Here is a 12256-nt window from a genome sequence, read left to right as displayed (position 1 = left end):
AGACGAGTATTTGGAACTTCCACCATGACCAACAAAAAAACCTACGGCTTCACCACCACCATCCTGCACAACGACCGCCGCAAGGGTATCGAACACGGCTCGCTGCACAAGCCCGTGCATACTTCCGTTGCCTTCGGTTACGCCGATGCGCGCCAGCTCGCGTCCGTGTTCCAGGGCAAGGAGCCGGGCTTCCGTTATGGCCGCCAAGGCAACCCGACCGTCTCCGCGCTGGAAGACAAGGTCAACAAGATGGAAGACGCCGTGGCGACTTTGTGCTTCGCCACCGGCATGGGCGCCATCGGCGCCGTGGTGCAATCGTTGCTGCGCGCGGGCGACCATGTCGTGTCGTCGGCCTTTTTGTTTGGCAACACCAACAGCCTGTGGCAAACAGTGACGGGGCAGGGCATCGGCGTGTCGTTCGTCGACGCCACCGATGTAGCCAATGTGGCCGCGGCCATCACGCCGGCCACGCGCATCGTGTTTGTGGAAACCATCGCCAATCCGCGCACGCAAATCGCTGACCTGAAGAAAATCGGCGACTTGTGCCATGAGAAGGGCATCTTGTACATCGTCGACAACACGATGACGACGCCATATCTGTTCCGCCCGAAAGCCGTGGGCGCGGGCCTGGTGGTCAATGCCTTGACGAAATCCATCGGCGGCCACGGCAATGCCCTGGGCGGCAGCTTGACGGACACGGGCGTGTTCGACTGGACGCAGTATCCGAACATTTTCGAGAACTACAAGAAGGCGGCGCCCGCGCAGTGGGGCATCGCGCAAATCCGTGCCAAGGCTTTGCGCGACTTCGGCGCCTCGCTGGGGCCGGAAGCTGCGCATCATATCGCCGTCGGCGCGGAAACCATGGCCTTGCGCATGGATCGCACCTGCTCGAACGCTTTGGCGCTGGCCACCATGCTGCAGGCGGATCCAAGAGTGGCGGCCGTGCATTATCCTGGCCTGGCGTCGCACCCGCAGCATGCGCTGGCCACCGACTTGTTCCGCAGCTATGGCTCGTTGTTCAGCTTTGAGCTGAAAGATGGCATCGACTGCTTCGATTTCCTCAATCGTCTCAATCTTGCCATTCCCGCCAGCAACCTCGGCGACACGCGCACCCTGGTCATTCCCGTCGCCCACACGATTTTCTACGAGATGGGTGCCGAGCGCCGCGCCAGCATGGGCATCGCCGAATCGCTGATCCGCGTGTCCGTCGGTATTGAGGACGAGGCGGATCTGCTTGAGGATTTCCGAGGAGCGTTGGAGGGCTGAGAGCGGTGTTGGTGATTAGGCCATGTGCCAGTTGTGAGGCAAACTAAAAACTGGGGTCAGACCCGGCGGGTCTGACCCCAGCATGCAGTTTAATGCCAGCTGCGCATCAAGCCTACCGCCAAACCTTCCAGGGCGAATTCATCTTCCGGTGACACGGTGATCACCTTGAAGTCCGGATTTTCCGGCAGCAGTTCGATGACGGAGCCCGTCTTCTTGTAGCGCTTGACGGTGACTTCGTCGCCGATGCGGGCGACGACGATCTGGCCATTCTTGGCGCTGTCGACCTTTTTCACGGCCAGCAAGTCGCCATCCATGATGCCGGCGTCGCGCATGGACCAGCCGCGCACCTTCAGCAGGAAGTCGGGTTTGGCCGAGAACAGGGCCGGGTCGACGTTGTAGCTCGCTTCCAGGTTTTCCTGGGCCAGGATGGGCGAGCCTGCCGCCACCCGGCCGATCAGGGGCAGCGACATCAGCAGGGCTGCCGGCACTTTCGACGGCGGCGCTTCGGCGGCCGCACCGATCAGGCGGATGCCGCGCGAGGTGCCGGGCGAAATCTCGATCGCGCCCTTGCGGGCCAGGGCCTGCAAATGCTCTTCGGCCGCATTGGCCGATTTGAAACCCAGTTCATTGGCGATTTCGGCACGGGTGGGAGGAAAGCCCGTGTTTTCAATCGCGTCCTTGATCAGGTTCAGGATTTGTTCTTGTCGTGCTGTCAGCTTGATCATGAGCGGTGGGTGCATACTAAAATGCTGTCTATATGAACAGTCTGTATTTTTGTACAGTATCGCCCACTATGCAAGGGGATTTCCGTGTTTTGGGCGAATTTCGCAAGAAATACTTGTCCGCGGCCGGAAAGCACGGCGGCGCACGGGCTTTTCAGGCGCTTGTGGAAGGAATGATTGAAACGTTTGCAAAAGACGGTTATAATCTTCGGCTGACCTTCCCACACCCGTCTTGACGCCGGGGTGGGCGATTATCAATCCGACCTGAAGGAGTTTGCATGCGTCATTATGAAATAGTCTTTATCGTCCATCCGGACCAAAGCGAGCAAGTGCCCGCGATGATCGAACGCTACAAAGCCAGCGTAACCACCCGCGGCGGTTCGGTTCACCGCGTGGAAGATTGGGGCCGCCGTCAAATGGCTTACTCGATCCAAAAGCTGCCTAAAGCACACTACATCTGCCTGAACATCGAATGCGACAACGAGACCCTGGTCGAGTTGGAAACAGCATTCAAATTCAATGATGCCGTGTTGCGTCACCTGACCGTTAAAATGAAGAAAGCTGAAACAGCTCCTTCGCCGATGATGAAATCGGTACAACGCGAAGACGCGGCCAAAAGCCACCGCACCGAAGCACCAGCAGCCGCTCCAGCCGCAGCAGCAGCAGCTTAATTCTTGACCAGGATCGTGCGCTGAACCAGCTACAAGTAACCGCCATCATTGCCGAGCGCGAAATATTGCGCTATACCCCGGCAGGGCTGCCGATTGTGAATGCAGTATTGCAACACAGTTCGCAGCAGATGGAAGCAGGGATTGCCCGTTTGACCGAGTTTGATGTTGCAGCGCTAGCCGCTGGCGAAATCTCAGGCAGGTTCAGTCAGGCAAGCTTGGGCGGGGTGTATCAGTTCACGGGTTTCCTGGCCAGGAAGAGCCGCAACAGCAAGAGTTTGGTGTTTCACATCATTGATTTTAGTGCAGTCACCCCGACTAGCGCATTTTAGATACAGGAGCCTGACATGGCATTCGGTAAAAAGTTCGACAAAAATAAGCTCAAGCTTAAAGAAAAACGCAAACAGCAAAACCCGTTGTTCAAACGCAAGAAGTTCTGCCGCTTCACCGCAGCTCACGTTGAGCAAGTCGACTACAAAGACGTTGACACGCTGAAAGACTTCGTCCAAGAAAACGGCAAGATCATGCCAGCACGCCTGACCGGTACCAAAGCGCACTACCAGCGCCAAGTTGACACCGCAATCAAGCGCGCTCGCTTCCTCGCGCTGCTGCCATACACCGATCTGCACCACGCTTAATCGGTCAGATATTCCTGGAGAAGAACTATGCAAATCATTCTGTTAGAAAAAGTTGTTAACGTCGGTAACCTCGGCGAAGTCGTCAAAGTCAAAGACGGTTACGCACGTAACTTCCTGATCCCGCAACGCCTGGCACGTCGTGCTACGGCAACCGCTGTGGCTGAATTCGAAGTCAAGCGCGCCGAACTGGAAAAAGCTGCTGCCGCCAAACTGGCCGCATCGCAAGCCCAGGGCGAAAAACTGAGCGGCCTGACCGTTCAAGTTGCTCAAAAAGCTGGTGTTGATGGCCGTCTGTTCGGTTCCGTCACCAACTTCGACATCGCTGAAGCGCTGACCAAGCAAGGTTTTGCTGTTGAAAAAGCACAAATCCGCATGCCTACCGGCCCGCTGAAGATCGTTGGCGAGCACAACGTTTCGGTTGCTCTGCACACCGACGTGGTCGTGGAAGTTGTTATCGCTGTCGTTCCAGACGCGAACGCGTAATTGTCTGCGGGCCTGGCCCGCAAGCATTGCCGCACTATGAAAAGCCGGGTTCGCCCGGCTTTTTTGTGGCCTTTTTTTCGCTCAATTTCAGCCCTTTATTTTTGCCATCACGCCGAAGCGGGTATAATTCGCGCCATGAACGCCCCCTCTGATCCGCAACTGGATTCCCTCCGTATTCCGCCGCATTCGATCGAAGCAGAACAATCCGTCATCGGTGGTCTGCTGCGCGACAATGCCGCATATGACCGCATCGCCGACTTCATGCATGCGGAGGATTTCTATCGCTATGACCATCGCATCATCTTCGAGCAAATCGTCAAGATGGTTAACGCTTCCAAGCCAGCCGATGTCATTACTGTTTTTGAAACCCTGACCCAGCTCGGCAAGGCCGATGACGTGGGCGGACTCGCTTACCTGAACGCCATGGCGCAAAACACGCCATCGGCCGCGAACATCCGGCGTTACGCCGAGATCGTGCGCGACCGCGGCGTGCTGCGCAAGCTCATCACCGTCGCCGACGATATCTCCGGTACGGCCTTCAGCCCGCAAGGCAAGGAAGTCAAGCAGATGCTTGACGAGGCCGAATCGAAGATTTTCGCCATCGCCGAAGAAGGCGCGCGCGGCGCCCAGGGCTGGACCGCCATCCAGCCCCTGCTGACGCAGGTGGTCGAACGCATCGACGAACTGTACAGCCGCGACAACCAGAGTGAAATCACGGGCGTGCCCACCGGTTTCATCGACCTCGACCGCATGACCTCCGGTCTGCAGCCGGGCGACCTGGTAATCGTGGCGGGCCGTCCTTCGATGGGCAAGACGGCGTTTTCCGTCAACATCGGCGAAAACGTGGCCATCGACAGCGGCTTGCCCGTGGCCGTGTTCTCGATGGAGATGGGCGGCGCCCAGCTGGCCATGCGTATGCTCGGCTCCGTCGGACAGCTCGACCAGCACCGTTTGCGTACTGGCCGCCTGAACGACGAAGACTGGCCGCGCCTGACGAACGCCATTCAAAAGATGAACGACGCGCAGTTGTACATCGATGAAACGCCAGCGCTCAATTCCATCGAATTGCGCGCCCGCTCGCGCCGCTTGTCGCGTCAATGCGGCAAGCTGGGCCTGATCATCGTCGATTACTTGCAACTGATGTCGGCCAATACGCCGGGCGACAACCGCGCCACGGAGATTTCCGAGATTTCGCGGGGCTTGAAAGGCCTGGCGAAAGAACTTGGTTGCCCCGTGATCGCGCTGTCCCAGCTGAACCGCTCGCTGGAACAACGCCCGAACAAACGTCCTGTCATGTCCGACTTGCGCGAATCGGGCGCTATTGAGCAGGATGCCGACGTGATCCTGTTCATTTACCGCGACGAGGTGTATAACCCCGACTCGCCAGACAAGGGAACGGCCGAGATCATCATCGGTAAACAACGTAACGGTCCAATCGGCAGCATCCGCCTCACCTTCATGGGGCAGTACACCAAATTTGGCAATTACAGTGGTGGCCTGGCGCTTTACCAAGGCGACTAAGACTCAGCAGCACTGGCACCCCATCGCTGCCCCCTCTTGCGGGGCGGCTTTCTGTAGTAAATAACACGACTCAATGCTTAACGGAGAATGACATGTTTGGACGCTTGATGCCCACTGAGGGCAAGTTTTTTGAATTGTTTAACCAGCACGCGGAACTGTGCGTCAAGGGCGCCAAAGAGATGCTCGGCCTGATGACCAATTTCGACGACCTGGAAAACCGCGTGCATGCGATCGAGAGCATCGAGAAACAGGCGGACAAAGTCACCTACGCCACCGTGGAAATGCTGCACAAGACCTTCATCACGCCGATCGACCGCGATGACATCCATCAGCTGATCACGCGCCAGGACGACATCCTCGACCTTCTGGAAGATGCGGCGCAAACCGTCTCGCTGTACGACCTGAAGGCCGTCACGCCGGAAGCCAAGCGCCTGGCCGAACTGGTGCTGGCCTGTACCGAAAAAGTGCGCGATGCCGTCGCCATGCTGCATAACATGGACAACTCGCGCAAGATCGTCGCCATCTGCGAAGAGATCGACCGCCTGGAGTCGGATGCCGACCACGTGATGCGCGCCGCCATGTCCAAGCTGTTCCGCGACGAACCGGACGTGCGCAACCTGATCAAGCTGAAAGCGATCTACGAAATTCTGGAAACCGTGACCGACCGTTGCGAAGATGTGTCCAATATTATCGAAGGCATCATCGTCGAAAACGCGTAAGCGTTGGGCCTGTCCTGAACCAGAATCAGAAAAGAAACTATAATGACCATACAAATCAGCATCTACGTGCTAGGCCTGTTGATCGTCCTGGCGCTGCTGTTTGACTTCATGAACGGCTTCCACGATGCCGCCAACGCGATTGCCACGGTGGTCTCGACGGGCGTATTGAAACCGCAGACCGCGGTTGCCATGGCTGCCACGTTCAACTTTGTCGCCATCTTCGTGTTCCACCAGCTGACCGTGGCCGCCACGGTAGGCAAGGGCACCATCGATCCGGCAGTGATCGACCAGTACGTGATCTTCGGCGCGCTGATGGGCGCCATCTTCTGGAATTTGTTTACCTGGTACTACGGCATTCCATCGTCGTCCTCGCACGCCCTGATTGGCGGCCTGGTGGGCGCAGCTGTCGCCAAGTCCGGCACGGGTGCGCTGGTCGCGGCCGGCCTGTGGAAAACCGTCGCCTTCATCGTCATCGCACCGGTACTGGGCTTCGTGTTCGGCTCCATCATGATGCTGATCGTGTCATGGATATTCGTGCGTTCGACGCCGCGCAAGGTCGACAAGTGGTTCCGCCGTCTGCAACTGGTCTCGGCGGCCGCCTACAGTCTGGGCCACGGCGGCAACGATGCGCAAAAAACCATCGGCATCATCTGGATGCTGCTGATCGCCGCTGGCTACTCCAGTTCGGCCGACGCCATGCCGCCGATGTGGGTCATCATCTCGTGCTATACGGCCATCAGCTTTGGCACCCTGTTCGGTGGCTGGCGCATCGTCAAGACCATGGGCCAGAAGATCACCAAGCTCAAACCGGTCGGCGGCTTCTGCGCCGAAACGGGCGGCGCGATCACCCTGTTCGTCTCGACGGCGCTGGGTATTCCCGTGTCGACCACGCACACCATCACGGGCGCCATCGTCGGCGTCGGCTCGTCGCAGAAGATGTCGGCCGTGCGCTGGGGCGTGGCAGGCAATATCGTCTGGGCCTGGATCTTCACGATTCCTGCCTCCGCGTTTGTTGCAGCAGTCGCTTGGTGGATTGGCCACCACATCATGTAAGGCGCCTCTGCAAACCTACTGCGCAGCCCACTATCGAATCTCCGTTGCTCACTGTACTAAAGTACAGCTCCGCTACTCAATCCGATATCGGGCTTGCTCGCTACGGTTTTCAGAGGGCCTTGTGCCAACTGGGCGCATGTATAAAAAAGGGAACCAAAAGGTTCCCTTTTTTTATGCGCTGGCCAGTTCCACCGTCAGTCCCTCGCTGGCGAGGAACACTTGCAGGCCATCGAGACGGCTGCTGTAGCGGCCCATCACGTCGGCAAACACGGCTTCGAGCTGCTCGTCGCTGCGGGTCGGTTCGTGGTGGGTGCAGTACAGGCGCCGCGCGCCGCAGCGCAGGGCCAGGTCGAAGGCGGCGTCGAAGGTGCCGTGGCCCCAGCCCTGTTTGCCCGGGTATTCCTCGCGCGTGTACGAGCAATCCATGATCAGCGCGTCGACGCCGGCGATGAGCGCATCGATGCGGGCCTGGCGCTGCGCATTGCGCTCTGAGCACGCCGCATGCTCGGCGTGGCCGGGCGGATGCAGGTTGTAGAACGGTTCATGGTCGCCGCTGAAAAACAGCGAAGCGCCGCCGCAGTCGATGCGGTAGCCGAGGTTGACGACGGGATGGTTCATTTCCGCGCCGCGCACGCACGCGCCGCCCACCTCGACGGCTTCGCCCGGCGCCAGGGTGCGGTACTCGATGCTGGCCGCCATGGCCGCTTCGCTGACGGGGAAATAACTGCCTTGCAGCTGCACCGCCATCACGTGCTCGATGCCGCGCCCGCTGATGCCGTCAAAGGCGCCATGCAGGCGCATGCGGTTGCCGGCCACGAACAGGGGCGAGAACATGGGCAAGCCGTGGATGTGGTCCCAATGGCTGTGCGTGATAAAGACGTGCGCGTCGACGGGCTGGCCCGGCGGCAGTTGCTGCGCCAGCGAAAAGATGCCGCTGCCCGCATCGAGAATGATCAGGCTATCGTTGTCGGTGCGCACTTCGATGCACGTGGTGTTGCCGCCGTAGCGCGCCGTGCGCGGGCCGGGGGAGGGGATGGAGCCGCGCACACCCCTGAACGTGAATTTCATTCAGTACCTTGTTACAGTGTAATTATTGTTGATTCTATTCTAATTAATGAGATTGGCGGCAACATTTATGCGTGTTGTGATACGGAAAGTAATTTCATTTTGTTGTGACTAAGTAATGTACAGTGCGCGGGACGGCCGTTACACTGGCGCTTGCCGACTTCCCCTTTTTTGCTTGCCCATTACCTGATTGCCACCAATATGCCTCAGTTGCACCCTGAGAAAATCGCCCACAGACTGGAGCAATTGACCGAACTCAGTGTCGCGCTCGGCCACGGCCTGGGCGGCGAGGGACACGACATTGGCGCGCTGTTGCAGCGCATCGTGCTGCTGGCAAAAAGCATGAGCGGCGCCGATGGCGCCACCCTGTACCGGCCCGCGCTCGAAGGCCGCCAGCTGGCGTTCGACATCAGCGTCAACGACAGCCTGGGCATCGCGCAGGGGGCGGACATGGGCTTGCCTGGCGTGCCCCTGTTCGATGGCGCGGACCAGCCGAACCTGGCATCGGTGGCCGCGTATGCGGCGAACATGCGCCGCAGCGTGAATATCGCCGACGTCTACCGCGACGAGGCCTTCAATTTTTCCGGCATGCGCGAGTTCGACCGCCACCACGGCTACCACACGCAATCGATCCTGACGGTGCCCATGAGCGACCATGAGGGCGACCTGATCGGCGTGCTGCAGCTGGTCAATGCCAAGGATGGCGAGACGGGGCAGGTGCGCGCCTTTTCCTCCACCGACCAGCGCTTCATCGAGGCCTTGGCCGCGCAGGCGGGCGTGGCGCTGACGAATCAATTGCTGATCTCGCAGCTGGAAGAGCTGCTCGAATCGCTCGTGACCCTGATCAATATCGGCATCGATGAAAAGTCGCCGTACACGGGCCGCCACTGCCAGTTCGTGCCCGAGCTGACGATGCTGCTGGCCGACGCCGCGCACGCCACGCAAACGGGGCCGCTGGCCGATTTCCGGCTCAGCGACAACGAGCGCAAGCAGTTGTGGCTGGCCGGCCTGCTGCACGATTGCGGCAAGATCACCACGCCCGTGCACGTGGTCGACAAGGCCACCAAGCTGGAAACCATTTTCGACCGCATCGCCCTGATTGACACGCGCTACGAAGTGCTGCTGCGCGACGCCGAGATCGCGGCCCTGCGCCAGCAGGCGGCGCAGCCGCTGCAAAAGGAGGCCATCGCCCGCGCACTGGAGCAGGAGCAGGCGGCGCTGCGCGAAGAGCGGGACTTCATCCGCACGGTCAATATCGGCGGCGAAAGCATGGCGCAGGCCGACCAGGAGCGCGTGCGGCAGATCGCCAGGCGCCGCTGGCGCGCGGCCGACGGCGAACTGCGCGATTTTCTCGACGCCGACGAGACGGAAAACCTGACCATCCGCGCCGGCACGCTGACGGCGGCCGAGCGGGCCATCGTCAACAACCATATCAGCGTGTCGATCCGCATGCTCGAAGCGCTGCCGTGGCCCAAGCACCTGCAAAAGGTGCCCGAATACGCGGGCGGCCACCATGAGCGCATGGATGGCAAGGGCTATCCACGGGGACTGACGAAAGAGCAGATGTCGGTGCCGGCGCGCCTGATGGCCATCGCCGACATTTTCGAGGCGCTGACGGCGCGCGACCGGCCCTACAAGAAGGGCAAGTCGCTGTCCGAATCGCTGCGCATCCTCGGCAATTTCAGCCTGAACGGGCATATCGACCCGGAGCTGTTCGACGTTTTCATCCGCAGCAAGGTCTATCTGACCTTCGCTGAAAAGCACATGCATCCGAGCCAGATCGATGCCGTCGACGAGGCGGCCATTCCGGGTTATACCCCGTGACGCTGTCGCTGGCCTGGCGCAGGCATGGGGTGCGAACGCTGCTGGGCATAATGCTGACCTTGGCGGCGGCCGTGCTGTGCCTGGCCGGCAACGAGAATATCGCGCGGCTGGACGCCATGCTGGGCGACTGGCGCATGCGCGCGGAAACGCCGCAGCTCGACCGCCGCATCGTCATCGTCGACATCGATGAGCAAAGCCTGGCCCGGGTGGGCCGTTTTCCCTGGAGCCGCGATGTGCAGGCGCGCCTGGTGCGCCAGCTCGCCGGGCATTACGGCGTGGCCGCGCTGGGCTTCGATATTTCGTTTCCCGAAGCGGACACCAGTTCCGGCTACGCTGTGCTGCAAGGACTGGCGCAGGGCGAACTGGCGGGCGTGGCCGGCTTGCCGGCGCAGCTGGAAAAACTGCGCCCGGCCATGGACTACGACGGCCTGTTCGCCGAGGCCATGCGGGGCCAGCCCGTGGTACTCGGCTACAGCGTCTCGGAGCAGCAAAGAAAGGGCGTGTTGCCCAAGCCCGCCTTTACCGTCGCCGACCTGAATGGCCGCACGGTGACGGCCTACGTGGCGCGCGGCTACGAAGCCAATATCGCGCCCCTGCAGGCGGCCGCGCAAGGCGCCGGCATCTTCACGGCGCTGACCGATGCCGATGGCGTCGTGCGTTCCTCGACCCTGCTGCAGCGCATCGGCGACAGCTATTACCCGTCGCTGTCGCTGGCCACCGTCGCCGTCTACCTGCAGGCGCGCGCCATCGCCCCCCGTTTCACGGGCACGGCCGATACCCTGTCGGCGCACGAACTGGCCAACGGCGGCCTTGAACACATCATGCTGTTCACGCCGCGCGGCGCGCTGGCGATCCCCGTGGGCGAAGCCTTGACGACGACGGTGGAGTACCGCGGCGCGGGCGGCCCCGATGGCGGCGCCTTCCGTTATGTGTCGGCGTCCGACGTGCTGGCCGGCACGGTGCCCCCCGCGCTGCTCAAGGGTGCCATCGCGCTGGTGGGCACGACGGCGCCCGGCTTGAACGATATCCGCGCCACGCCCGTGAATGCCGAGTATCCGGGGGTGGAAGTGCACGCCAACCTGATCAAGTCCATGCTCGACGGGCGTTTCAAGGCGCGGCCCGATTATGCGCTGGCATTGGAACTGGTGCAGATCCTGCTGTTTGGCCTGCTGCTGGCCGGCGCCCTGGCCGTGCTGCCGCCGGCCGGCGTGATGCTGGCGACGCTGGGCGCGCTGGCGGCCGTCATCGGCATCAACTTGTATCTGTACGCCGCGTACGACCTGGTGCTGGGCGGCGCCGTGCTGCTGTTGCTGATCCTTGCGCTGTTCATCGCCAACCTGGCATGGGGTTATTTTTTCGAGGTGCGCAAGGGACGCGCGCTGGTGGCCCGTTTCGGCGAATACGTGGCGCCCGAGCTGGTGGCCGAGATGGCCGACGATCCGCGCCGCTACACGATGGAGGGCGAGAACCGCGAACTGACGGTGCTGTTTGCCGACGTGCGCGGTTTCACTGCCATTTCCGAGCAGCTGGCGCCGGCCGCCCTGCGCGAATATATCAACGAATACCTGACGGCCATGTCTGAAGATATCCGCGACAGCCATGGCGGCACCCTGGACAAATACATCGGCGACGCCGTGATGGCATTCTGGGGCGCGCCCGTCGCCTTTAGCGATCACGCCAGCCGGGCCGTGGCCAGCGCCCTGCTGATGCAGGGCAGCGCGGCGCGGCTGAACCAGCGGTTTTGCGCGCGCGGCTGGCCGGCGCTGCGCATCGGCATCGGCATCAATACGGGACCCATGCATGTGGGCGACATGGGTTCGCGCATCCGCCGCGCCTATACCGTGATGGGCGACAGCGTCAACCTGGCCGCCCGCCTGGAAGGGGCCAGCAAGCTGTATGGCGTGGGCATCGTCGTGGGCGAGGCTACGCGCGCCGCCGCCCCGGACTTTCTATACCGCGAGCTCGACCGCGTCAGAGTGGTCGGCAAGCAGGAAGCGGTGGCCATCTTCGAGCCGCGCTGCCCGCTGGCCGGCGCCCCTGCCGCCGAGCTGGCGCAGCTCGAGCGCTGGCATGCTGTGCTGGCCAGTCTGCGCGCGAGCGACTGGGCGGCGGCCGGCGCGCAGCTGGCCCGCTTGCAGGCGGACTTTCCCGGCGATGGCTTGTACCGGCTGTATGCGGCGCGCCTGGAGCAGTACCAGAGCGCGCCGCCGCCCGCCGGCTGGGATGGCGTGACGGAATTGCATAGCAAATAGGCCGGCCATTGCGGCATTTTTCATCATTCTCGGCGCACGGTTTGT

The 12256-nt window shown here is 61.3% G+C and carries 12 protein-coding genes; 10 read left to right on the top strand and 2 right to left on the bottom strand.

What is annotated here, in order from left to right:
* Positions 1-24: 24 nt before the first annotated feature.
* The gene (locus tag OPV09_RS22495; RefSeq protein ID WP_338679413.1) at positions 25-1266 is read left to right on the top strand and encodes a cystathionine gamma-synthase family protein; all 1242 of its coding nucleotides are present in this window, start codon (positions 25-27) and stop codon (positions 1264-1266) included.
* Positions 1267-1355: 89 nt separating this feature from the next.
* Here OPV09_RS22495 and lexA read toward each other — a convergent pair whose 3' ends face one another.
* The gene (gene lexA, locus OPV09_RS22490) at positions 1356-1991 is read right to left on the bottom strand and encodes a transcriptional repressor LexA (RefSeq protein ID WP_034750502.1); all 636 of its coding nucleotides are present in this window, start codon (positions 1989-1991) and stop codon (positions 1356-1358) included.
* Between the two features lie 275 nt (positions 1992-2266).
* Here lexA and rpsF point away from each other — a divergent pair, with 275 nt between their 5' ends.
* The 7 genes from rpsF (at position 2267) to OPV09_RS22455 (ending at position 7070) form a co-directional block, all read left to right on the top strand.
* Complete coding sequence (gene rpsF / locus OPV09_RS22485; RefSeq protein WP_058049076.1) at positions 2267-2659, top strand: 30S ribosomal protein S6; 393 nt, start codon at positions 2267-2269, stop codon at positions 2657-2659.
* 20 nt (positions 2660-2679) lie between these two features.
* On the top strand, positions 2680-2988 hold the full coding sequence (priB, locus tag OPV09_RS22480; RefSeq protein WP_071322552.1) for a primosomal replication protein N: 309 nt from the start codon (positions 2680-2682) through the stop codon (positions 2986-2988).
* 15 nt (positions 2989-3003) lie between these two features.
* The gene (rpsR, locus tag OPV09_RS22475; RefSeq protein WP_010400024.1) at positions 3004-3294 is read left to right on the top strand and encodes a 30S ribosomal protein S18; all 291 of its coding nucleotides are present in this window, start codon (positions 3004-3006) and stop codon (positions 3292-3294) included.
* 27 nt (positions 3295-3321) lie between these two features.
* Positions 3322-3777, top strand: coding sequence for a 50S ribosomal protein L9 (rplI, locus tag OPV09_RS22470; RefSeq protein ID WP_034783456.1), 456 nt, complete (start codon positions 3322-3324; stop codon positions 3775-3777).
* A 135-nt stretch (positions 3778-3912) separates the two neighbouring features.
* On the top strand, positions 3913-5298 hold the full coding sequence (locus OPV09_RS22465) for a replicative DNA helicase (protein ID WP_034750488.1): 1386 nt from the start codon (positions 3913-3915) through the stop codon (positions 5296-5298).
* A 92-nt stretch (positions 5299-5390) separates the two neighbouring features.
* Positions 5391-6017 carry a DUF47 domain-containing protein gene (locus OPV09_RS22460; RefSeq protein ID WP_010400015.1) on the top strand — a complete coding sequence of 209 codons (627 nt, stop codon included), beginning with the start codon at positions 5391-5393 and terminating at the stop codon, positions 6015-6017.
* 39 nt (positions 6018-6056) lie between these two features.
* Entirely contained in the window at positions 6057-7070 is a 1014-nt protein-coding gene (locus OPV09_RS22455) for an inorganic phosphate transporter (protein WP_034750483.1), read from the top strand.
* A 171-nt stretch (positions 7071-7241) separates the two neighbouring features.
* Here OPV09_RS22455 and OPV09_RS22450 read toward each other — a convergent pair whose 3' ends face one another.
* A complete protein-coding gene (locus tag OPV09_RS22450) occupies positions 7242-8138 on the bottom strand; it encodes an MBL fold metallo-hydrolase (RefSeq protein WP_338679412.1) in 897 nt (298 codons plus the stop codon).
* 198 nt (positions 8139-8336) lie between these two features.
* Between OPV09_RS22450 and OPV09_RS22445 the strand changes: the two genes are divergently transcribed.
* Complete coding sequence (locus tag OPV09_RS22445; RefSeq protein WP_338679411.1) at positions 8337-9959, top strand: GAF and HD-GYP domain-containing protein; 1623 nt, start codon at positions 8337-8339, stop codon at positions 9957-9959.
* 50 nt (positions 9960-10009) lie between these two features.
* Positions 10010-12211, top strand: coding sequence for an adenylate/guanylate cyclase domain-containing protein (locus OPV09_RS22440; RefSeq protein WP_338679410.1), 2202 nt, complete (start codon positions 10010-10012; stop codon positions 12209-12211).
* Positions 12212-12256: the final 45 nt, after the last annotated feature.

Source organism: Janthinobacterium sp. TB1-E2, from assembly GCF_036885605.1.
In the GTDB taxonomy this organism is placed as follows: domain Bacteria; phylum Pseudomonadota; class Gammaproteobacteria; order Burkholderiales; family Burkholderiaceae_D; genus Janthinobacterium; species Janthinobacterium aestuarii.
The sequence above is the reverse complement of the archived record's forward strand: the minus strand, read 5'-3'. Positions and strand labels throughout refer to the sequence as shown.

What these genes read in the sequence shown, in the direction of transcription:
- rplI (WP_034783456.1), top strand. Translation starts at nt 3,322, where the DNA reads ATGCAAATCATTCTGTTAGAAAAAGTTGTTAACGTCGGTAACCTCGGC.
- lexA (WP_034750502.1), bottom strand. Translation starts at nt 1,991, where the DNA reads ATGATCAAGCTGACAGCACGACAAGAACAAATCCTGAACCTGATCAAG.
- OPV09_RS22465 (WP_034750488.1), top strand. Translation starts at nt 3,913, where the DNA reads ATGAACGCCCCCTCTGATCCGCAACTGGATTCCCTCCGTATTCCGCCG.
- OPV09_RS22495 (WP_338679413.1), top strand. Translation starts at nt 25, where the DNA reads ATGACCAACAAAAAAACCTACGGCTTCACCACCACCATCCTGCACAAC.
- OPV09_RS22460 (WP_010400015.1), top strand. Translation starts at nt 5,391, where the DNA reads ATGTTTGGACGCTTGATGCCCACTGAGGGCAAGTTTTTTGAATTGTTT.
- OPV09_RS22450 (WP_338679412.1), bottom strand. Translation starts at nt 8,138, where the DNA reads ATGAAATTCACGTTCAGGGGTGTGCGCGGCTCCATCCCCTCCCCCGGC.
- rpsF (WP_058049076.1), top strand. Translation starts at nt 2,267, where the DNA reads ATGCGTCATTATGAAATAGTCTTTATCGTCCATCCGGACCAAAGCGAG.
- rpsR (WP_010400024.1), top strand. Translation starts at nt 3,004, where the DNA reads ATGGCATTCGGTAAAAAGTTCGACAAAAATAAGCTCAAGCTTAAAGAA.
- OPV09_RS22440 (WP_338679410.1), top strand. Translation starts at nt 10,010, where the DNA reads ATGCTGACCTTGGCGGCGGCCGTGCTGTGCCTGGCCGGCAACGAGAAT.
- OPV09_RS22445 (WP_338679411.1), top strand. Translation starts at nt 8,337, where the DNA reads ATGCCTCAGTTGCACCCTGAGAAAATCGCCCACAGACTGGAGCAATTG.